Source organism: Brucella sp. IR073 (assembly GCF_049065735.1).
GTDB lineage: Bacteria > Pseudomonadota > Alphaproteobacteria > Rhizobiales > Rhizobiaceae > Paramesorhizobium.
This window is the reverse complement of sequence record NZ_JBAKHD010000005.1, coordinates 120,367-141,712: the sequence shown is the minus strand read 5'-3', so window position 1 is coordinate 141,712 and position 21,346 is coordinate 120,367. Positions and strand designations below refer to the sequence as shown.

Below are 21,346 nucleotides of genomic sequence, written 5' to 3'. Positions count from 1 at the left end.
AGCGCGCGTGTTCATGGCAACAATCGATAATCGAGCCACGGGTCCTGCGCAAGAAAATTTTTAGGCAAACGGCACCGCCGCCGTCCCCCGCGGCAATTTTGCCTCTTCCTCGGGCTCGACATGGATGACCACGCGGGCGCTGGGGATGACATCCATCAGCGCGTTTTCAATGCGGTCGCAGATGACATGCGCGTCGCCGACGCTCATCTCGGCTGCCACGACCATGTGGAACTCGATGAAGGTAACCCGGCCGGCGATGCGGGTTCTGAGATCGTGCACCTCGAGCGCGCCGGCCGCATTGGCGGAGATGATATCGCGGATGCGGATCGTCTCGTCGAGATCGACGCCGACATCCATCAGCCCCTGCACCGACGAATTGATGACATGCCAGCCTTGCCAGAGAATGTTCAGCGCGACGATCACGGCGAGCAGCGGATCGAGGACGTCCCAGCCGGTATATACCGCTGCGACAAGGCCGATGACGACGCCCACCGAGGTCACCACATCGGTCATGATATGCTTGCCATCGGCAAGGAGCGCCGGGGATTTTTCGCTTGTGCCGGCGCGGATGAGAACCAGCGCCCAGACCAGATTGGCGACGCAGGCCACGCCGTTAACGGCGAGGCCGAGCCAGGGGTCCTCCAACCTGCGCGGCGCCTGGAACGCCCCCCACGCCTGATGGAAAATCAGCAGCGCCGCCACCACGATGAGCACGCCCTCCAGCACCGCCGAAAAATATTCAGCCTTGTGGTGGCCGAACGGATGGTTCTGGTCGGCGGGCATATGGCTGACGCGGATCGCCCACCAGGCGGCGATGGCCGCAATCACATTGACGATGGATTCGAGCGCATCCGAATAAAGCGCCACCGAGCCGGTAATGGCGAAGGCGGCATATTTCAGCGCAAGCACGCCCAAGGCGACCGGGATCGACCAGACGGAAAGAAGCTGAACCTTTGACTTCGCGTCCATGAAGACCCCCTAAACGCAAATAGTGAGTAGCGAATAGCGTATAAACGCTTCCCCTACCCACCTATTCGCTACTCGTTATCGCCTATTCGCGCGGCCGTCAGGCCGCTCGCTCTTTCACCCGCCGCGGCAGATGCGCCACGACATTCTCGATCATCCGCATGCCGGCATCGTGGCCCAGCGTCATAATCGATTCGGGATGGAACTGCACCGCCGCGATCGGCTCCTTTTTGTGCTCGAACGCCATGATGACGCCGTCCTCCGTCTCCGCCGTGACGATGAACTCGTCGGGCAGGCGCACCGGATCGGCGAAGATCGAGTGGTAGCGTCCGACCGTCACCTCCTTCGGCAGGCCGGAGAAAATGCGGCCCTGCTTCAGCACACGGATACGCGACGGCTTGCCATGCATCGGCTCGTGCAATTGTCGCAGCGTCCCGCCATAAGCCTCGGCGAGTGCCTGCAGCCCGAGGCAGACGCCGAAGATCGGCAGCTCGCGCGCCCGCGCCTTGGCGATGGTCGCCTTGCAGTCGAAGTCCTTCGGCATGCCCGGCCCCGGCGACAGCACCACCAGATCGGGCTTCAGCCGGTCGAAAAGCTCTTCCGCCACCGGCGAGCGCACCGTGGAGACATTCGCCCCGGTCTGACGGAAATAATTCGCCAGAGTATGGACGAAGGAATCTTCGTGGTCGACAAGCAGGATCGACAGCCCCTCGCCGACGCGGGCCGCCGCGCGCGTCTCGCCGCCCGCATTCGGCTTGTGGGCATCGCGAATGGCCGAGAGCATGGCCGATGCCTTGAGCTCCGTCTCCGCCTCTTCCTCTTCCGGCACGGAATCATAGAGGAGCGTCGCCCCAGCGCGCACCTCCGCAATGCCGTCCTTGATGCGGATGGTGCGCAGCGTCAGGCCGGTGTTCATGTTGCCGTTGAAGTGCACCATGCCGATGGCCCCGCCATACCAGGCGCGCGGGCTCTTCTCGTTTTCCTCGATGAACCGCATCGCCCAGAGCTTGGGCGCACCCGTCACCGTCACCGCCCAGGCATGGCTGAGGAACCCGTCGAACGCATCCATGCCCTCGCGCAGCCGGCCCTCGATATGATCGACGGTGTGGATGAGGCGCGAATACATCTCGATCTGCCGCCGCCCGATGACCCGCACCGAGCCCGGCTCGCACACCCGGCTCTTGTCGTTGCGGTCGACATCCGAGCACATGGTCAGCTCGGACTCGTCCTTCTTCGAATTGAGCAGCTTCAAAATCTGCTCCGAATCCGAAATCGCATCGTCGCCGCGCTTGATCGTGCCCGAAATCGGGCAGGTCTCGATCCGCCGACCGCTGACGCGCACGAACATCTCCGGCGAAGCGCCAACAAGATATTCCCCCTCGCCCAGATTGATGAAGAAGGAATAAGGCGACGGGTTGATCGCCTTCAGGCGGCGGGAAATCTCGGAGGGCTTGGTCTCGCAGCGTTCATAGAAAGTCTGCCCCGGCACCACTTCGAAGAGATCGCCGCGCTTGAAGCTCTCCTTCGCCCTTTCCACCAGCCGTGCGAACTCGCCGGGCTGATGGTCGCCGCGCGGCGGGATGCGGTCTGAGGGTTTGAACGGCTCGGCCACCGTCTCGCGCGGCAGCCCTTCCGTGGAAGCACCTTGGTAGGAGAACTCATAGCGGTCGAACCACGCCTTGGCGGAATAATGGTCCGCCACTAGGATCGCATCGGGCAGATAAAGAACGAGATCGCGCTGGCTGTCCGGGCGTTTCAGCTTGAAGGTGATGGGATCGAACTGGAAAGCCAGATCATAACCGAACGCGCCGTAAAGCCCGAGGCTGGCGTCCTCCTCAGAGAAGAACAGCCCGACAATAGCGCGCAGCGCCGTGAACACCGAAGGGGCGCGCGAGCGCTCCTCCTCGGTGAAATGCCGCTGCGGCTCGGCGATTGCAAGCTCGATCAGCGCCCCTTCCGCCCGCGCCACCGTCACATCGTCAAGGCCCTTCATCACGTCGAGGATGGGGCGCAGCATGACCTCGCCGCGCTTGTTGAGCGCCTCGATCTTCATCCGCCGCCCGTTCGACGTAATGACCAGCGGCGGGTCGATGATCGCCGTGTCCCAGCGCGTATAGCGGCCCGGATATTCGTAATTGGAGGAAAACACCGCCCCGCGTCGCCCGTCGAGCGCATCGATGCTCGCCTCGATCGCCCCCGCATAGGGCGTCGGCACCCGCGTTCGCCGGATGGCGACGCCGCCTGATGTCATATAGTCATGCATTTCATTTTCGGCAGTCATCGCCATCGTCCTCTCGCTCCTGAGTTTGGCTTGCGGACGGCTAAACAAAAAGGCCGCCCGGAAATTCCGTTGCGGCCCTGTGATCCTTTGCGCGCGTGCAAAAGCCTAGCGTGGCCGCTTTCAGCGGACCCACCACCAGCCATTGATGATCATGCGCGTGTTGTACATGGGCGGAATTGTTAGCGTCGAGTTGCGCCACTTGCAACTGGAAAGTTTACGCTCTTATCCGGGAAGCCACCATATGATAGGCTGTTGCAAAGGCTCAACAGCGGAGAAAAGCAATGCGCATATCCGTAGCAGAAGCAAAAGATCAGCTCGACGATTTGGTGCGGCGTGCCGAAGCCGGGGATGAAGTGATTCTCACCCGTAAGGGCCAAGCGGCCGTGCGGCTGGTGCCTGAACCCACTGCCTTGCGGGTAGCGCCGACCCCCGAACTACCGCCGGAGGAAGTCAAAAGACGCATGGAGGCGATTGCGGAAATTCGTGCGTCCGCCGCGGGGAAGGCAACGCCCGGACCAAGCGCCGCGCGCAGTCAGGACTTCCTTTATGACGAGAACGGTTTTCCCGCATGATAGCGGTCGATACGTCCGCACTGATGGCGATAATATTAAACGAACCGGAAGCCGACGTTTGCCACACTCGGCTTGCTGAGAATCGTTTGCTTATCTCCGCGGGAACAATTGCCGAAGCGTTAATCGTTTCTACCGGCCGCCGCCTTCAAAACGAAATGAATCGGTTGCTTGAAGCGACCAAATTCCAGATCATCGATGTCACCCCGGAAACCGCCCGGCGCATCGGCAATATCTATGCAAAATGGGGCAAAGGCATCCACCCTGCCGGGCTCAACTTCGGTGATTGCTTCGCCTATGACGTAGCGAAAGAGCATGGCTGCCCGTTGCTCTATGTCGGCAAGGATTTCGCGTGGACCGATATTGTGAGCGCGCTGTAAAACCGGCGAGGCAAAGCTCCCCGTAAATACAACGAAAAGTCCGGATCGTGGAAGCGATCCGGACTTTCCTTGTCCTCCAGAATGGGACAATATCAGGCCCAAGGTATTAGGCGGGGGCGGAACCCTGAACCCGATTTATTAGCCGAATATCTAAACTCTATTCAGACATCCGGAAACTGCAACTGGCACGTGCTAAAAGTCATTCAGTACGGAATTATTTGTATCGCAGGTTGCATAGATTCGCAAGCGGAAAAAGCTTCGTCGAGAAGCTTTTTTCGCATTGACGTTGAAGTTAACCTTTCTAATATACTACCAAAACGAGCATAAAAACGATTCGCATTATAATAAATGTGAGTCCGTTGAATGCTGCGTTTTTGCGCGCGCCGGAACGAAAGCCGGCTTCACATCTTGCCTATTCTCCCATCGCGATGAGGCTGGCATTACCGCCTGCCGCCGCCGTGTTCACCGACACCACCTGCTCCAGCGCAAAGCGCGTCAGATAGGTCGGACCGCCCGCCTTGGGGCCGGTACCGGAAAGGCCAGAACCGCCGAAGGGCTGCGTACCCACCACCGCGCCGATCATGTTGCGGTTGACATAGACATTGCCGATATCGAGCCGCTCCACCGCTTTGGCGACGGTCGCCTCGATGCGGGTGTGCAGGCCGAAGGTCAGGCCATAACCCGTCGCGGCAATCGAATCGAACACCTTGTCGAGCTCGCTCGCCTTCCAGCGCACCACATGCAGCACCGGCCCGAACACCTCCCGCGTCAGCGCTTCAGGACGGTCGAGCTCCACGATATGCGGCGCGAAGAATGTGCCCTCCCTCGGCGCCTCGCCGGCGAAGCGCACCTTCTGTGTCTTCCGCATCTCCTCGATATGCTCGGCCAGCATCTCTTTCTGGGCTTTGTCGATGATCGGCCCGATATCCGTGGAAGGCAGCGCCGGATCGTCAAGCACCAGCTCCCGCGCCGCGCCCTCGATCATCTCGAGCATGGAATCGGCGACATCCTCCTGCAGATAGAGAATGCGCAGCGCCGAACAGCGCTGCCCGGCGGAGCGGAAGGCGGACATCACCACATCGTCGGTCACCTGCTCTGCCAGCGCCGTCGCATCCACCACCATGGCGTTGAGGCCGCCCGTCTCGGCAATCAGCGGCACGATGGGGCCGTTCTTGGCCGCGAGCGTCCGGTTGATCGCCCAGGCCGTCTCGGTCGAGCCGGTGAAGGCGACGCCGCCGATGGCCGGATGCGCGGTCAGCGCCGCGCCGACCTTTCCATCGCCCGGCACATAAAGCAATGCATCCTCGGGCACGCCCGCCTCATGCAGCAGCTTCACCGCCTCATAGGCGATGAGCGGCGTCTGTTCCGCCGGCTTGGCGATAACGCTATTTCCCGCCGCAAGCGCCGCCGTCACCTGGCCGAGGAAGATGGCCAGCGGAAAATTCCACGGGCTGATGCAGACAAACACCCCGCGTCCGCGGTGGCGAAGCCGGTCATCCTCCCCCGTCGGTCCGGGCATCACCTGATCGTGTCCGAACTGACGCCGTGCCTCGGCGGCATAATAGCGGCAGAAATCCACCGCCTCGCGGATCTCGGCGATGCCGTCGTCAAGCGTCTTCCCCGCCTCGCGCGTCAGCAAATCCATCAGCCGGTCGCGATTCTTTTCCAGAAGATCGCTCGCCCGCTCGAGCGCCGCCGCGCGGGTCTCCACCGGCATGCGCGACCATTTCACAAAGCCCTTGCGCGCGATTTCGACCGCCTTATCGGCTTCCTTCTCTCCCGCCGGAACCACCGTTCCGACCAAGCTGCCATCCACAGGCGAGGCGACCCGCTCCGTCTGGTTCAGCGCCGTGACGCCGGGAATGAGCGGCGTGGCATCGACATTGCGCCGCACCGAAGCGATGCCGGAAAGCAGAGCGGCCAGCGCCTGACGGTCGCCAAACTCCAGCCCCGCCGAATTGCGCCGCGTCGCGCCATAAAGCCGCGGCGGCAGCGGGATCGACGGATTGCGATAACCCTTGCCGTCTTCCAGCTTCTGCCTTGGGCGCACCAAGAGATCGGCAATCGGCACATTCTCATCGCCCACCATGGAGACGAAGGAGGAATTCGCGCCATTCTCCAAAAGCCGCCGCACGAGATAGGCGAGCAAATCGCGATAGCCTCCGACCGGCGCATAGATGCGGCAGGCGATCTTTTCGCCCTTCTCGGTGATCTGCTTATAAAGACTTTCGCCCATGCCATGCAGCCGCTGGAACTCGAAGCCGCTCTTGTCGCTGCCCGCCATCTCGAGAATGGTCGCCACCGTCAGCGCATTATGCGTCGCGAATTGCGGGAAGAGCCGCGGCCGCGCCGCCAGCATCCGCTTGGCGCAGGCGAGATAAGAGGCATCCGTCGCCGGCTTGCGGGTGAAAACCGGATAATCCGGGAGCCCCCGCTCCTGCCCGCGCTTCACCTCCGTATCCCAATAGGCGCCCTTGACGAGCCGCACCATCATGCGCCGCCCGAGCTTCGTCGCCAAAGCCTCGATATGCTCGATGACGGGCAAGGCACGCTTCTGATAGGCCTGAATGGCAAGGCCGAAACCATCCCAGCCCTCAAGCGAAGGGTCGGCGAACACCTTGTCGATCACATCGAGCGAAAGCTCCAGCCGGTCCGCCTCCTCCGCATCGATGGTGAAATTGAGATCGTAGGACTTCGCCTTCTGCGCCAGAGCCAGCACATCCGGCACCAGCTCCTCCAGCACTTGCTCGCGATGCGTCGCTAGATAGCGTGGATGCAACGCCGAGAGCTTCACCGAAATGCCCATCCGGTCCGGCAAAGGCTTATTGCCCGCCGCCTTGCCGATGGCGTCGATGGCATCGGAATAGGATTTGAAATAGCGCCTGGCATCGGCCCGCGTCCGCGCGCCTTCGCCCAGCATGTCGAAGGAATGGCGATAGCCCTTGGCCTCGCTCGCCCGCGCGCGCTTCAAGGCTTCGCCGATGGTCTCGCCCAGCACGAAATGATGGCCGAGGAAGCGCATCGCCTGCTTCGTCGCCGCGCGCACCGTAGGCAGGCCCATGCGCTTGATGAGCCCAGCGACGACACCCTCCGGCGTCTCGCCCGGCTTGATCACCTTGGCGGAAAGCCCCAGCGCCCAGGCGGAAGCCGAAACGAACCAGGTATCGCCCGAAGCCTCATGCTCCGACCAGCGGCCCTGCTTCAGCTTGTCCTCGATGAGCTTGTCCTGCGTCGCCGCATCCGGCACCCGAAGCAGCGCCTCCGCCAGCACCATCAGCGCCAGCCCTTCGCGCGTCGAAAGCCCGTATTCGCGCAAAAAGTCCTCGACCCCGCCAATGCCGCTCGCCTCTTTACGGATCGCGGCGATATAGCCCCCTGCCCGCTCATCAATGCGCCGGTTCGCTTCCGGGCTGAAAGTAACCTCGTTTAGAAGCTTCGGCACGAGCATATTGTCATCCGGCGCATAAGGCGCGACAAATGGCTCGATCGGGCTCAAACGGGATGCGGGCTCGGCCAACATGAAAGTGCTCTCCTTGAGCGGAACCCGGGAGGCTTGGCAAACAAGCCCCGAGGTTTGATAGGGAAGATATGGGAATGGAGCAGATTTTTCTCCACATGCACGGTCCCGGCCCGAAACCCGGCTCAGGCAAAAGCCGCCGGTTTTTCGGGAAGAAGCATGCAAAACGGAGAAATCACCTGCACCACGAGCTTTCGCCCGTATAATTCATTTTACATGGTGGTTCTCACCAATTAAGAAAATAAATTTAGGGGAATATCCAGAAAAGAGAGGGGATTTTGGGGAATGAAAGACCTTGATCAGATGGACCGCAAAATCCTGCGCGCGCTGCAGGATAATGGGAGGCTGACCAACACCGAACTGGCCGAGTATATCAACCTCTCCCAGACCGCGACGGCCGAACGGGTGAAGCGCCTGACACGCGACGGTTATATCCTCGGCTATTCCGCCCGCCTCTCCCCCAAGCTCCTCGACCGCTCTATGCTGGTCTTCGTCGAAATCAAGCTCGACCGCACGACCCCCGAAGTCTTCGACATCTTCGCCGAAGCCACCCGCAAGAACCCCGACGTCATGGAATGCCACATGGTCGCCGGCGGCTTCGACTATCTCGTAAAGGCGCGCGTAGCCGACATGGAACACTACCGCCGGTTTTTATCCGACGCGCTGTTGTCTCTGCCGGGGATCAGAGAGACGCATACTTATGCGGTAATGGAGGAGGTGAAGGAGACGGCGAATATTCCGGTTTAGGGGAGAGGAAATGGGCGGTTTATTGAGTGATCCCGAGCGCTCTCAAATTACTGATGGCATCCTGATTTCCTTGCAGTGCGGCTTTGCGGAACCAATCCACCGCCGTATTCTCATCCTTCGCAACGCCTTGGCCACTCAAATACGCAGTTCCGAGCGTATTTTGCGCGACAGGGTTTCTTTGCTCTGCTGCTTTCGCGGTCCAAAGCGTCGCTCTTTGAAAATCTTGAGGCAGTCCTAGAAAACCTCCACCATACGCTACGCCAAGTCGCTCCTGTGCGTTCACGTTAAACGGAAAATTTTAATGTATATTGACCTCGCCCGCACCCAATCCTTCGCCAGCCCCGCCGACTTCCACACCTGGCTCTCGCTCCACCACGCCGACCAACCCGAACTCTGGCTAAAGCTCTACAAAAAATCCTCAGGCGTCCCCTCCATCACCTGGACCGAAGCCGTTGTCGAAGCACTCGCCTGGGGTTGGATCGACGGCATCAAGAAGGCCAATGATGCGCATTCATGGTTCCAGCGCTTTACGCCGCGAAAGCCGCGCTCAAGCTGGTCGAAGGTCAATCGCGATCATGCTGAACGGCTGATCGCGGAGGGGAGGATGCAGGAGCCGGGGTTGAAGGCGGTTCTTGCGGCGAAGGCGGATGGGCGCTGGGAGGCGGCTTATGCCGGGAGCGCGGGGATGGAGTTCCCGTCCGCCTTTCTGGCCGCGATTGAAGAAAACCCGGTCGCCAAGGAAACCTTTGCCAGCCTCAAGCGCGCCCAGCTCTATACGATGTATCACCGCCTCCATACCGCGAAAAAGGAGGAAACCCGCCAAAGGCTGATGGAAAAGATGCTCTTCAGCCTCACGCGCGGCGAAGCCTTCCGTTGATGGACCGCCCCCTCACCCGCCCCGCTTCTCGCGCGGAAACGCCGCTGCGGTAGCGACCACGGCGAGGGCGCAGCCGACGAGCATGTCTTCGACGCGCTCCATGAACAAAGCCGTCACGCCGCCCGAGCCGAACATGGTGAGATCATAGGCGATGAGGATGAGCGCCGTGATGACGGTGGTGTGCAGCCAGTAGCGGCGCGCGAAATGGTGCGGTACGTACAGGGACAGGACCACCACTGCCACGCACAGCAGGGCCGGCGAGCCGAGCAGTTTGATCATCAGCCAGGCGATGACGACGCCGCCGAAGGTTCCGGCCATGCGGTCCACCACGCGCACATAGCTTGAATGCGCATCCGGCTGCATCACCAGCATCGTCGTCACCACCACCCAGAGCGCATGGCGCGGATCGAGTTCCATGCCGATCCAGAGGCCGATGATAGCTGCGATGCCGTAAACCAGCGCAAAGCGGATCCAGCCGCCGTCTTTGGGCGGTTTCGTAACCACCTGCGAGCGCAAGATGGGCAGCGGGCCGAAGAGCTGGTGATCGATGAGCCGCGTCAGCGCCACCAGCCCGGCGCCGCCAATCGCGAAAGCAATCATATAGACATCCGCCACCGGAACCCCGGCGGACACCACCATTGCCAGCACGGCGAGCCGCATCGCCATCACAGGCGCCTTTCCCACGCGATAAAGGAAGCCCGCGGCAAAGGCCATGACGGCAAAGATTGCCCAGAACAGCGGCGGATAGCCTGCGAGGATCGGCCCCAGCACTGTTCCGGCAAAAAGCCCGAAGGTGCTTAAGGCGAGAATGAAAAAGCGCGGACGCAAGCCGCCATCCTCATCGGCAAAATAGAGGAGAACCCCCACCACCCCGCCGATGAGCCCGGCCTCCGGCTTCCCCATCGCCACGCCCGCGACGATCGGGCCGCCGGTGGGTATCAGGCACAAAACCGCGCGCCGCAACGTGTCGCGATTTGTCAGCCTTTCGATAAAGGAGCGCTGCTCACGATACATCGGATCGCCCAAGGCTTTCAGGCTTTATCCTTGGCGAGGTAATAGGCCACGAGCGCATTGGCATGGCCGTGCCCCATCTTATGTTCCGATTTCAGGGCAGCGACCATTTCCATGTGCTTTTTCCCCTGCATAGCCTCCAGCACCTCCAGCCAATGGCTGATCGGCTTCCCGTAATTTTTCTCGATGGAAGGAAAATAGGAAGCGGGGCCTTTCACCTTTTCTGCCGGCATCGCGCTGTCTCCTGTTTTGCCGGGATGGCATCGCGTAAATATAGGAGTGAAAAGTTAGCTTTTTTACACCGCATCGCCCCAATCGACCCGCCGCGCCCGCCGGTATATCTCTCCGTCCCGCTTGGTCACGACCCGTTCCTCGACCGTGCCGTCAGGCAGACACAGCTTGAGCGCCACCTTGCCGGAGCTCGCTTTTGGCGGCGCCAGCACGCGCGCCGCTGTCTTCACCCCCGCAAACCGCGCCGCGGCGAGGTAGATGAATTTCTCGTCTTCCCACGGCACTTCACCGCCCTTTGCCAGCCGATGCAGGCGGGAGCGGGCGACGCGGCGGGAGAAGTGGCACCAGTCGGGCTCGGTCAGGGGGCATGGCGCGGTGTGCGTGCAGGGGGCGATGAGCTGCGCGCCGTTTTCGATGAGCAGCTTGCGCGCCGCCATCACCCTGCGCCAGCCGGCGGGGGTACCGGGTTCGATCACGAGCAGCATCCCCTTCGCCACCTGCCAGAGTTTGAGGACAAGCCGCTGCCCCTCCTCCGGCGAAAGCTCGTCCAGCACATAGGCGAGCGTCACGAGGTCATAGCTTTCCGTATCAGGCATCTCCCGCGCCACATCCGCCGCCCGCCACTCCAGCTCTTCCAGTCGCGCGTGGCGCGAGAGCGCTTGCCCGAGCGCGCGGATCGCAGGACTCGCCTCCAGCATCACAGCCTTTGCCAGCGAAGGCCAGCAATCCGCCGCCGCCCATAGCGCCGTGCCTGGCCCTGCCCCGACATCAAGCAGGCTTTTCGGCGCAAAATTCGGGACAAGCTCGGCGGCATAACCCATGCTCGCCCGCACCGCCGCATATGTCGCGGGCAGCCTTGTGGCGATATAGGCCCGCGCCGCGAGGTCGGTCGATAGATGCAAGGCGCCGTCCCGCGTCTCCGCCCGGTAGCGGCGCGAGAGGATATCCGCCGCGCGCTTCAATTCCGCCAGCGGAATGCCTTCCAGCGCCTCGTCAACGGCGAGCCTTAATGGGGTGGGGAGTTCCATGCGCGGGTGGTTTTCCGGTTGCGTTGCGGCTGGAATAGAGGGTTTTGCGGCAAATGCAAACGCCGCGCATCACGCCGATATTGCCAAAAAAGGCCAGCCTTGGGTTGCCCCCAGCGCACAATTGCCTCTAACAAGAAACATTCTGTCGCGCCGGTGCTTGAACACCCGCCGCTTTGGTGCTTGGTTTATAATCGGAGACCGGAGAAAAATGAGCCCGGCAATGGAGACATCAATGAAATCCTTCACGCTTGCAATCGCGTCATCCCTTCTGGCATTTGCGCTTGCCCCCGCCGCCCATGGCGCCGAGCCCGAAAGCTGCTCCACGGTGCGCTTTTCCGATGTCGGTTGGACGGATATAACCTCCACCACGGCGGTGGTGACGGAAATCCTGAAAGGCCTCGGCTACCAGACGGACATCAAGGTGCTCTCCGTCCCTGTCACCTATGCCTCGCTCTCCAAGAAAGATATCGACGTGTTTCTCGGCTATTGGAAGCCGTCGATGAATGCCGATCTCCAGCCTTATCTCGACGACAAGACGGTGGAGACGCTGCGCACCAACCTCACCGGCGCGAAATACACCCTCGCCGTGCCGAAATATACCTATGAGGCGGGGCTCAAGGATTTCAAGGATATCGCCAAGTTCAAAGACCAGCTCGGCGGCAAGATCTACGGCATCGAGCCCGGCAATGACGGCAACCGCCTGATCCTCGATATGATCAACAAAGACGCCTTCGGCCTCAAGGGCTTCGAGCTGGTGGAATCCTCCGAACAGGGCATGCTGGCGCAAGTGGCGCGCGACGTCAAAGCCAAGAAGCCGATCGTCTTCCTCGGCTGGGCGCCGCACCCGATGAACAAGAATTTCGAGATCGATTATCTCTCCGGCGGCGACGAGTTTTTCGGCCCGGATTTCGGCGGCGCGACCGTCAACACCAATGTCCGCACCGGTTATACCACCGAATGCCCCAATGTCGGCAAGTTCCTGACCAATCTGGAATTTTCGCTGCCGATGGAAAACGAGATCATGGGCAAGATCCTGGACGATGGCGAGGAGCCGGCCAAGGCGGCGAAGGACTGGCTCAAGGCCAATCCGGCTGTGCTGGACCAGTGGCTGGCCGGAGTCACGACGAAGGACGGCGGGGATGGATTGGCTGCGGTGAAGGGGTATCTGGGGCTTTAACCTTGGCGCCCTCCCTCCCCCTTGCGGGGAGGGTGGCCCGATAGGGTCGGGTGGGGGTGGTTAAGGCAGCGCGCCAACGGCATTCTACAGTGCGCTTCCTTTACCACCCCCATCCGCCCGCTAACGCGGGCACCTTCCCCGCAAAGGGGGAAGGAGGGCGCAAGCCGTCTGGCAGGGCGCTGCCCCTCCTCGCTGCCAAATAACAAAGGGGAACCAGAAATTTGAACTGGCTGACTGAGTACAAAATTCCCGTCGGGCGCACGGCGAAGGGTGTGGTCGACTGGCTAACGAGCCATCTGACCTGGGCGTTCGATGCGCTGGCGGCGGTGATGCAGGCCATGATCGACGGCCTCCTGTTTGTGCTCAACACCCCGCCCCCGCTGGTGACGATCATTATCTTCGCCGCCATTGCCTGGTTCCTCCAGCGCCGCATTTCGGTCGTGGTGCTAACCGTACTCGGCTTCCTCTTCATCCTGAACCAAGGTTATTGGAAGCAGACGATGGAGACACTGACGCTGGTGCTCTCCTCCTGTATCCTTTGCATGGGGCTGGGCGTGCCGCTCGGCATCGCGGCCGCACACAGGCCGAGGCTCTATGCCGCGATGCGCCCCGTGCTTGATTTGATGCAGACGCTGCCCACTTTCGTCTATCTGATCCCGGCCATCGTCTTCTTCGGCATCGGCATGGTGCCGGGCCTCCTTGCCACCGCCATCTTCGTGCTCCCCGCCCCTATCCGCCTGACGCATCTAGGCATTTCTTCGACGCCTCGCCATTTGATCGAGGCGGGCGAAGCCTTCGGCGCATCGCCACGCCAGCTTCTATGGAAGATCGAGCTGCCCTCCGCCAAGCCGCAAATCCTCGCCGGGCTGACGCAGACAATCATGCTGTCGCTCTCCATGGTTGTCATCGCCGCGCTGGTGGGCGCCGATGGGCTGGGCGTGCCGGTGGTGCGGGCGCTCAACTCGGTCAACACCGCGCTCGGCTTCGAGGCCGGGCTCGTCATTGTGGTGGTGGCTATCGTGCTCGATAGGATTTTCCGTTCAAGCAAGGAGAGCTGACATGACCGCCATCACGCTCGACCGGGTTTCCATCATCTTCGGCAAGAAAACCGAGCAGGCGCTAGCGCTCGCCGACCGGGGCGCCACCCGCGCGCAGATCCAAAGCGAGACCGGTCATATATTAGGCGTGCATGAGTGCTCGCTCGATATTACCGAGGGTGAAATTCTCGTGCTGATGGGGCTCTCCGGCTCCGGCAAATCGACGCTGCTGCGCGCCATCAACCGCTTGAACCCGATCACACGCGGCCGCGTGGTGGTGCATAATGGCAGGCGCTCCATCGATGTCGGCAAGGCGGACGCGGCGGCGCTGCGTCATCTGCGCACCCATCTGGTCTCGATGGTGTTCCAGCAATTCGGCCTCCTTCCCTGGCGCACGGTGGAGGAGAATGTCGGCTTCGGCCTCGAAATCGCCGGCCATTCCAGGGAAGGTCGCACCGCCGCGGTGCGTCAGCAGTTGGAGCTGGTTGGGCTCAAGGATTGGGCCGCGCGCAAGGTCGGCGAGCTCTCGGGCGGCATGCAGCAGCGCGTCGGCCTTGCCCGCGCCTTCGCCACCGGGGCGCCGATCCTGCTGATGGATGAGCCTTTCTCCGCGCTCGATCCGCTGATCCGCAACCGCCTGCAGGACGAGCTGCTGGACCTGCAGGCGCGCCTGCGCAAAACCATCGTTTTCGTCAGCCACGATCTCGATGAGGCGATGAAAATCGGCAACCGCATCGCCATTCTGGAAGGCGGGCGCATCGTCCAGTGCGGCACGCCGCAGGATATTCTGCTCAACCCCGTCAATGATTACGTGGCGGATTTCGTCGCCCATATGAACCCGCTCGGCGTTCTGCGCGCGGGAGATATCATGTCCCGCTTCGTCCGCGTCGCCGCCACCCGCCCCTTCGCCGCCACCGCGCGCTTTGAAACCCCGGTGCGCGAAATCATGCAGGCGGTGGCGAAGAACGACGGCGATGTCGGCGTCGTCGAAAACGGCCAGATCATCGGCAAGATTTCAGCGGATGACATTGTGAGAGGGCTGACGCGGCATCAGCGGGGATGAGCGCGCACCTTCCCTCCCCCTTGCGGGGAGGGTGACCCGGAGGGTCGGGTGGGGGTGGTGACGTTTGCGCTTTTGCTGGAGAAAATGGTGTAAACGTCACCCCCCCCCATCCGCCCGCTAACGCGGGTTTCGTCTCTGCAAAAGCCAAATCGTTGGCTTTTTCTCGGCCTTTTGGCCGAACGCTCCTCAATCCCTGCAAGGGGGAAGGAGGGCGCGAGCCTACGCCGCCCTTTCCTTCTGCCTCGCCGCTACCCTTGCGCGGATCGTCTCCACATCCGCGCGGGGCGTCGCTGCGAACAGCGTTTTCGTATACTGGTGCTGCGGGTCGGAGAACACCTTGTCCCGGGTGCCGTATTCCACCACCGCGCCAAAATGCATCACCATCACCTCATCGGCGATATAGCGCACCACCGAGAGGTCGTGGCTGATGAAGACATAGGTCAGTCCCAGTTCATCCTGCAGATCCGCGAGGAGGTTCAGCACCTGCGCCTGCACGGAGAGGTCGAGGGCCGAGACCGGCTCGTCCAGCACCAACAGGCTCGGATTCAGCATCAGCGCGCGGGCGATGGCGATGCGCTGGCGCTGGCCGCCGGAGAACATGTGGGGATAGCGGTTGAAATGTTCCGGCCCAAGGCCGACCTTGATCAGCATCTGCATGGCGCGGTCACGCCGCTCGGAGGCCGACATATTGGTATTGAGCAGCAGCGGCTCGGCCAGCACATCCCCGATCTTCTGGCGCGGGTTAAGCGAGCCATAGGGGTTCTGGAAGACGATCTGCACCTTCTGGCGCATCTCGCGCGTCAGCCCGTCTTTGGCGATGTCGATCTTTAGGCCATCGATGAAGAGTTCGCCCGCGGTCGGAGCGTCGATCAGCGTCAAGATACGCGCGAGCGTCGACTTGCCGCAGCCCGATTCGCCGACGATGGCGAGCGTTTTGCCCTTTTCCACCGTGAAGCTCACGCCCTTGACGGCGTGGACGGTCTTCTGCTTGCCGAACAGGCCGCCCGACACATGATAATCGCGCACAAGGTTGCGCGCGTCGAGAACGGTTTGCGTCATCATGCGGCTCCCGCAGCTTGTTCAAGCACAAAATCGGAGACAGTCGGCAGGCGGTCGCCGGTCGCATTCTCCGGCAGCGCGGAGAGAAGCGCCTTCGTGTAGGGGCTCTTCGGCGCCTCGAATAGGGAAAGCACGTCGGCCTCCTCCATCTTGCGGCCCTTATACTGCACGATCACGCGGTCCGCCGTCTCCGCCACCACGCCCATGTCATGGGTAATCATGATGAGACCCATGCCGTGGTCGGCCTGAAGCTTCATGAGCAGGTCGAGGATCTGCTTCTGGATCGTCACGTCGAGCGCTGTGGTCGGCTCGTCGGCGATGAGCAGCTTCGGATTGCAGGCTATTGCCATGGCGATCATCACGCGCTGGCACTGCCCGCCCGACATCTGGTGCGGGAAAGCGCCGAGTCGTGATTCGGCATCGCGGATGCCCACCGCTTCCAAAAGCTCGATGGCGTGCTTGCGGCGCTGGGCCCGGCCAAGGCCCATATGAAAGCGCAGCACTTCCTCGATCTGGAAGCCGATCGTGAAGCACGGATTGAGGCTGGCGATCGGCTCCTGAAAGATCATGGACATATCGCGCCCGATAATGGCGCGGCGCTGGCTGTCGGAGAGCGAGCGCAGGTCCTTGCCGTCGAAGCTCATCACGTCAGCGGTGACGGTAGCGGTCTTGGGCAGAAGGCCCATCATCGCCAGCATGCCGACCGATTTGCCGGAACCGGACTCGCCGACGATGGCGAGCACCTCGCCCTTGTCCACATTGAGGTCGATACCGTCAACCGCCTTGAACTGGCCGGTGGAGGTCTGGAACGAAACCGTCAGGTTCTTGATTTCGAGCAGAGCCATGCGTCAGCTCCTCTTCAATTTGGGATCGAGCGCATCGCGCAGGCCGTCGCCGATCAGGTTGATGGCGAGCACGGTGATGAGGATGGCAAGACCGGGGAATGTGACCACCCACCAGGCGCGCATGATAAACTCACGCGCTTCGGCAAGCATCGTGCCCCATTCCGGCGTCGGCGGTTGCGCGCCCATGCCGAGAAAGCCCAGCGCCGCCACGTCGAGGATAGCGTTGGAGAACGACATCGTCGCCTGCACCACGAGCGGCGCAAGGCAGTTGGGCAGGATGGTCTTGAACATCAGCCGCAATTTGCCCGCGCCGGCAAGCTTCGCCGCCGTCACATATTCACGGTTCTTCTCCGCCATCACAGCCGCACGCGTCAGGCGCGAGAAATGCGGCAGAAGCACGAGCGTGATAGCGATGATGGCGTTGGTGAGGCCCGGCCCGAGGATCGCCACCAGCACCAGCGCCAAGAGCAGCGAGGGGAACGCCAGGATCACATCCATGATGCGCATGAACACCGAGTCCACCCCGCCGCCGAAATAGCCGGAGATAAGACCGATCGTGATGCCGACGCACATCGAGATAATGACGATGATAAAACCGACCAGCAGCGAGTACTGCGCGCCATAGATGAGGCGCGAAAGGATATCGCGTCCGACGGCATCCGTTCCCAGGAGGAACCGGGGCGAGCCGCCCTCCTGCCAGAATGGCGGCGTCAGCATGAATTCGCGGAACTGCTCCGTCGGATTATGCGGCGCGACGAGAGGCGCCAGAATCGCAACGAGAACGAGCGCCACGAAGACGAAAAGACCGATGACAGCGCCGCGGTTGACGCTGAAATAGAACCAGAAATCCTGCAACGCGCGCATTTTTCCGGCATCGTTCATGGCGTCCGGCTGCGTTGCTTCCGGCTGAATGGCAGAGTGTGTCATGATACCCTCACTTGTGCCGGATACGCGGGTTGATGAGGCCGTAAAGCAGATCGACGATCAGGTTCACGAGCATGATGATGATCGCGATGATCAGCAATCCGCTCTGAACGACCGGATAGTCACGGCGGGAAATGGAATCGAGCATCCATTTGCCGATTCCCGGCCAGGAGAAGATCGTCTCCGTCAGGATCGCGCCCGCCATCAGCACGCCCACCTGCAGGCCGATGGTGGTGATAACGGGAATCATCGCATTGCGCAGCGCATGGAGACCAACGACGCGGCGCACCGGCAGGCCCTTGGCGCGCGCAGTGCGCACATAATCCTCGCCCAGCACTTCGAGCATCGCCGACCGCGTCTGCCGTGCAATGACCGCCAGCGGAATGGTCGCGAGCACGATGGTCGGCAGGATGAGATGCGAAACGGCCGAGGCGAAAGCACCCTTCTCGCCCGACAGCAGGCTGTCGATCAGCATGAAGCCGGTGACCGAGGGGAAATAGTAAAGAAGCGAAATACGTCCCGAAACCGGGGTCCACTGCAATACGCCGGAGAACAAGATGATCAGCAGCAGCGCCCACCAGAAGATCGGCATCGAATAGCCGACAAGCGCCACGCCCATCAGCGACTGGTCGAACCAGGAGCCGCGCTTGACCGCGGCGATGACACCCGCGGGAATGCCGATGATGACAGCCAGGATGATGGCGCAGATGGCCAGTTCCACGGTTGCCGGAAACAGCGTGAAGAATTCCGCCAGCACCGGCTTCTTCGTCACCAGCGACTGGCCGAAATCACCGTGCAGCAGATTCCAGACATAGCTGAGATACTGCTCCCACAGCGGGCGGTCGAAGCCCAGCTGAGCCATCAGCTCGGCATGCCTTTCCGGGCTCACGCCACGCTCGCCCGCCATCAGCAGGACGGGGTCGCCCGGCAGGACGCGAACGAAGGCGAAGGCAACGATGGTGATGCCGATGAATGTCGGCACCAGATACGCCAACTTGTTCAGAACAAAACGCAACATGGAAATAAACTCCGACCGGGAGCGGGGTATCACCCCACTCCCGGCCGCCTGTGTTTGGAACGATTACTCGGAGATGTCGACGCCGTCGAAGACGTAGTCACCAAGCGGGCTCTGTTTGAAGCCCGTGACCTTCTTCGACATCGGCACGAAGACCGTCGAGTGAGCGAGCGTCGCCCACGGAGCCTGTTCCTTGAAGATGACCTGCGCCTCTTCATAAAGCTTCGCGCGCTCGGCCTGGTCGGACGTGACCTTGGCCTTCTGAATCAGATCGTCGAACGGCTTGTAGCACCATTGCGCGCGGTTGTTGTTGCCGACGCCGGCGCAGCCGAGCAGCGTGCCAAGGAAGTTGTCGGGATCGCCATTGTCGCCGGTCCAGCCCATGATGACATTGCCGTCGCGGTCCTTGTCGGACGATTTCTTGAGATATTCACCCCATTCCATCGACACGATCTCGGCCTTGACGCCGATCTTGGCGAAATCCGACTGCATCAGCTCGGCGGCGCGGCGCGCGTTCGGCATGTAAGGACGGCTCACGGGCATCGCCCAGATATTCATCTTGAGGTCCTTGACGCCGGCGGCCTCGAGCGCCTTCTTGGCCGCTTCCGGATCGTACGGATCGTCCTTGACGGCGTCGTTATAGCCCCACATCGTCGGCGGGATCGGGTTCTTGGCAACCTGGCCCTGGCCCTGGAACACGGCGTCGACGATGGCCTGCTTGTTGAGCGCCATGTTGAGCGCCTTGCGCACTTCCGGCTTGTCATACGGCGCCTTCAGCGTGTTGTACGCGAAGTAAGCCACGTTGAGGCCGGCCTGCTCGTCAACCTTCAGGTTGGGGTCGGCCTGCAGGCCCTTGATGTCGGCCGGAGCCGGATAGGACATCAGATGGCACTCGCCGGCTTTCAGCTTCTCGGCGCGCACGGCCGGATCGGTCGTGATGGCGAAAACGAGATCGTCGATCTTCGGACGGCCGCCCCAGTAATTGTCATTCGCCTTGAAGCGGACGACGGCATCCTTCTGGTAGGCGATGAACTGGAACGGACCCGTGCCGACCGGATACTGGTTCAGGTCGCTCTGCTTGCCCTCGGCTGCCAGCTTGTCGGTATATTCCTTCGAGATGATCGAAGCGAAAGGCATCGAAATATTGGCGAGGAACGGCGCCTCAGGGCGATTCAGCACGAACTTGACCGTGTTATCGTCCACCTTGACGATATCCTTGATCAGCGAGCCCATCTCCATGCTGTCGAAATATTCGTAGGTGATCCCGGCGGTATAAGCGTGCCAGGGATTATCCTTGTTGCGCATGCGGTCGAAGGAGAAGATCACGTCATCCGCGTTGAAATCGCGGGTCGGCGTGAAACGATCGCTCGAATGGAACTTCACGCCCTTGCGCAGATGGAACGTGTATTCGAGGCCGTCCTTGGAGACTTCCCAGCTCTCGGCAAGGCCCGGCACGACCTTGGTCGTTCCGTTTTCGAATTCGGCAAGACGGTTGTAAACCGGATGGGCCGAAGCATCGAAGGTATCGCCACCGGTATAGGCCGCCGGGTCGAAGCCTTCCGGCGAGGCCGGCGAGCAATAGACGAAGGTCTTGGCCGATGCGCCCCCGGCCATCAGCAGCGAAATCGCCGTCGCGGCCAGTATTTTTTTGTAGATTTTCATTTCCGCCTCCAAGAGGTACTGCGCCGCGGACACCCCTTGCCCGCAGCTTGGCCCCATGGAAGCGCCTGACGCGACTCTTTGCAAGCCTATTTGTTGAAAGAAAGTGACAAATTTGCAGTTGACGTAAGGGGAACCTGTGGAAAAAATTTCTCCAAAACCAATTGGGAGCGAAAATTTGGGGGTCTTTGCGCCCCGAATGCCACCGCGCTGGTTAATAAAATCTGAACCGTAACAGACGGATGTGCCGGACGCTTCTCGCGGGCAGCCGCGATAAATCAATCCAGATCAAAGTAATAAATACGCGCACACACTGAAATCTTCAAATATCTTTGAAAAATTACTTTTATTAACAAGTCTACTTGACTCGGAGCACAAAGTTCTATTCAAAAAATAATTGTGTTCTGATACAGATTTGTCTTATAAGCCGTGACCGCGGAGGAACGGGAGGAATGGGCCATGGATCCGGGCTACCTGACAGAGTGTGAGTAAATTATTGGGATTTGTCGTGATAGGCTCTTGCAACTGAAAATTCCATTGTTAGTTGTGTATAGGCTTCGCGGCAATCGCTTATTAAGCAACGCTTCATGCAGTCATACGGGGGTAGGACGGCTTTATGAAATCCGAGAGATATTATGAGGATTTGGTTGCAAACGCTGATCAGGCAGCGGGCTTTCTTTCCGCTCTGGCCAATAACAAGCGTTTGCTGATCTTGTGCGAATTGCTGAAAAACGAGATGTCGGTGGGCCATTTGGCCAAGACCGTCAATCTCAGCCAATCGGCCCTTTCTCAGCACCTGGCGAAACTGCGAGCGCTCAATCTGGTTACGACGCGCCGTGACGCGCAAACGATTTATTATATGGTGTCGTCACATCGCATCGAGCAGATGCTCGCCACGCTCGATGGCCTTTATGAGAATTCGAAGCCTCCTGCCGACTCGATTCGGCAATGACCCGGCGG

General features: G+C 61.0%; 20 protein-coding genes. 8 read left to right on the top strand and 12 right to left on the bottom strand.

Translation table 11 applies throughout. The annotated features are described in order from the left end of the window. Positions 1 to 60: 60 nt before the first annotated feature. Positions 61 to 969 carry a cation diffusion facilitator family transporter gene (locus ACOWVG_RS12565; protein WP_420962572.1) on the bottom strand — a complete coding sequence of 303 codons (909 nt, stop codon included), beginning with the start codon at positions 967 to 969 and terminating at the stop codon, positions 61 to 63. Between the two features lie 97 nt (positions 970 to 1,066). Next, entirely contained in the window at positions 1,067 to 3,253 is a 2,187-nt protein-coding gene (locus ACOWVG_RS12560) for an anthranilate synthase (protein ID WP_420962571.1), read from the bottom strand. Between the two features lie 275 nt (positions 3,254 to 3,528). Here ACOWVG_RS12560 and ACOWVG_RS12555 point away from each other — a divergent pair, with 275 nt between their 5' ends. Then, positions 3,529 to 3,819 carry a type II toxin-antitoxin system Phd/YefM family antitoxin gene (locus tag ACOWVG_RS12555; protein WP_420962570.1) on the top strand — a complete coding sequence of 97 codons (291 nt, stop codon included), beginning with the start codon at positions 3,529 to 3,531 and terminating at the stop codon, positions 3,817 to 3,819. Beyond that, complete coding sequence (locus tag ACOWVG_RS12550; RefSeq protein ID WP_420962569.1) at positions 3,816 to 4,196, top strand: type II toxin-antitoxin system VapC family toxin; 381 nt, start codon at positions 3,816 to 3,818, stop codon at positions 4,194 to 4,196. The genes ACOWVG_RS12555 and ACOWVG_RS12550 overlap by 4 nt, the downstream gene beginning before the upstream one ends. 412 nt (positions 4,197 to 4,608) lie before the next feature. On the opposite strand, the gene putA is transcribed toward ACOWVG_RS12550, so the two are convergent. Further along, positions 4,609 to 7,716: a bifunctional proline dehydrogenase/L-glutamate gamma-semialdehyde dehydrogenase PutA gene (gene putA / locus ACOWVG_RS12545; RefSeq protein WP_420962568.1), complete on the bottom strand. Its 3,108-nt coding sequence runs from the start codon at positions 7,714 to 7,716 to the stop codon at positions 4,609 to 4,611. A gap of 282 nt (positions 7,717 to 7,998) precedes the next feature. Between putA and ACOWVG_RS12540 the strand changes: the two genes are divergently transcribed. Then, entirely contained in the window at positions 7,999 to 8,460 is a 462-nt protein-coding gene (locus ACOWVG_RS12540) for an Lrp/AsnC ligand binding domain-containing protein (protein WP_420962567.1), read from the top strand. 19 nt (positions 8,461 to 8,479) lie between these two features. On the opposite strand, the gene ACOWVG_RS12535 is transcribed toward ACOWVG_RS12540, so the two are convergent. Then, positions 8,480 to 8,743, bottom strand: coding sequence for a tetratricopeptide repeat protein (locus ACOWVG_RS12535; RefSeq protein ID WP_420962566.1), 264 nt, complete (start codon positions 8,741 to 8,743; stop codon positions 8,480 to 8,482). 18 nt (positions 8,744 to 8,761) lie between these two features. Between ACOWVG_RS12535 and ACOWVG_RS12530 the strand changes: the two genes are divergently transcribed. Next, positions 8,762 to 9,337, top strand: coding sequence for a YdeI/OmpD-associated family protein (locus ACOWVG_RS12530; protein WP_420962565.1), 576 nt, complete (start codon positions 8,762 to 8,764; stop codon positions 9,335 to 9,337). A gap of 12 nt (positions 9,338 to 9,349) precedes the next feature. Here the strand turns inward: ACOWVG_RS12530 and ACOWVG_RS12525 are convergent, their stop codons facing one another. The 3 genes from ACOWVG_RS12525 to ACOWVG_RS12515 all read right to left on the bottom strand — a co-directional run bounded on the left by ACOWVG_RS12525 (position 9,350) and on the right by ACOWVG_RS12515 (position 11,607). Then, positions 9,350 to 10,351, bottom strand: coding sequence for an FUSC family protein (locus ACOWVG_RS12525; RefSeq protein WP_420962564.1), 1,002 nt, complete (start codon positions 10,349 to 10,351; stop codon positions 9,350 to 9,352). A gap of 17 nt (positions 10,352 to 10,368) precedes the next feature. Next, a complete protein-coding gene (locus ACOWVG_RS12520) occupies positions 10,369 to 10,581 on the bottom strand; it encodes a DUF4287 domain-containing protein (protein ID WP_420962563.1) in 213 nt (70 codons plus the stop codon). 63 nt (positions 10,582 to 10,644) lie between these two features. After that, entirely contained in the window at positions 10,645 to 11,607 is a 963-nt protein-coding gene (locus ACOWVG_RS12515) for a small ribosomal subunit Rsm22 family protein (protein WP_420962562.1), read from the bottom strand. 220 nt (positions 11,608 to 11,827) lie between these two features. Between ACOWVG_RS12515 and ACOWVG_RS12510 the strand changes: the two genes are divergently transcribed. From ACOWVG_RS12510 to choV, 3 genes are all read left to right on the top strand, one after another. Beyond that, positions 11,828 to 12,784, top strand: coding sequence for a choline ABC transporter substrate-binding protein (locus ACOWVG_RS12510; protein WP_420962561.1), 957 nt, complete (start codon positions 11,828 to 11,830; stop codon positions 12,782 to 12,784). A gap of 221 nt (positions 12,785 to 13,005) precedes the next feature. Beyond that, positions 13,006 to 13,842: a choline ABC transporter permease subunit gene (gene choW / locus ACOWVG_RS12505; RefSeq protein WP_420962560.1), complete on the top strand. Its 837-nt coding sequence runs from the start codon at positions 13,006 to 13,008 to the stop codon at positions 13,840 to 13,842. Position 13,843: 1 nt separating this feature from the next. Next, positions 13,844 to 14,884, top strand: a complete 1,041-nt coding sequence (gene choV / locus ACOWVG_RS12500) for a choline ABC transporter ATP-binding protein (RefSeq protein ID WP_420962559.1) — start codon at positions 13,844 to 13,846, stop codon at positions 14,882 to 14,884. Between the two features lie 219 nt (positions 14,885 to 15,103). Here the strand turns inward: choV and ACOWVG_RS12495 are convergent, their stop codons facing one another. From ACOWVG_RS12495 to ACOWVG_RS12475, 5 genes are all read right to left on the bottom strand, one after another. Continuing rightward, on the bottom strand, positions 15,104 to 15,943 hold the full coding sequence (locus ACOWVG_RS12495; RefSeq protein ID WP_420962558.1) for a dipeptide ABC transporter ATP-binding protein: 840 nt from the start codon (positions 15,941 to 15,943) through the stop codon (positions 15,104 to 15,106). After that, complete coding sequence (locus tag ACOWVG_RS12490; protein WP_420962557.1) at positions 15,943 to 16,788, bottom strand: ABC transporter ATP-binding protein; 846 nt, start codon at positions 16,786 to 16,788, stop codon at positions 15,943 to 15,945. Before ACOWVG_RS12490 ends, ACOWVG_RS12495 begins: the two co-directional genes overlap by 1 nt. Before the next feature lie 3 nt (positions 16,789 to 16,791). Beyond that, the gene (locus ACOWVG_RS12485) at positions 16,792 to 17,715 is read right to left on the bottom strand and encodes an ABC transporter permease subunit (RefSeq protein WP_420962556.1); all 924 of its coding nucleotides are present in this window, start codon (positions 17,713 to 17,715) and stop codon (positions 16,792 to 16,794) included. 7 nt (positions 17,716 to 17,722) lie between these two features. Further along, positions 17,723 to 18,730 (bottom strand): ABC transporter permease subunit, encoded by a 1,008-nt coding sequence (locus tag ACOWVG_RS12480; RefSeq protein WP_420962554.1) that lies wholly within the window; start codon positions 18,728 to 18,730, stop codon positions 17,723 to 17,725. Positions 18,731 to 18,793: 63 nt separating this feature from the next. Further along, complete coding sequence (locus ACOWVG_RS12475) at positions 18,794 to 20,389, bottom strand: ABC transporter substrate-binding protein (RefSeq protein WP_420962552.1); 1,596 nt, start codon at positions 20,387 to 20,389, stop codon at positions 18,794 to 18,796. A gap of 613 nt (positions 20,390 to 21,002) precedes the next feature. Here ACOWVG_RS12475 and ACOWVG_RS12470 point away from each other — a divergent pair. Then, positions 21,003 to 21,338, top strand: coding sequence for an ArsR/SmtB family transcription factor (locus ACOWVG_RS12470; RefSeq protein WP_420962551.1), 336 nt, complete (start codon positions 21,003 to 21,005; stop codon positions 21,336 to 21,338). Positions 21,339 to 21,346: the final 8 nt, after the last annotated feature.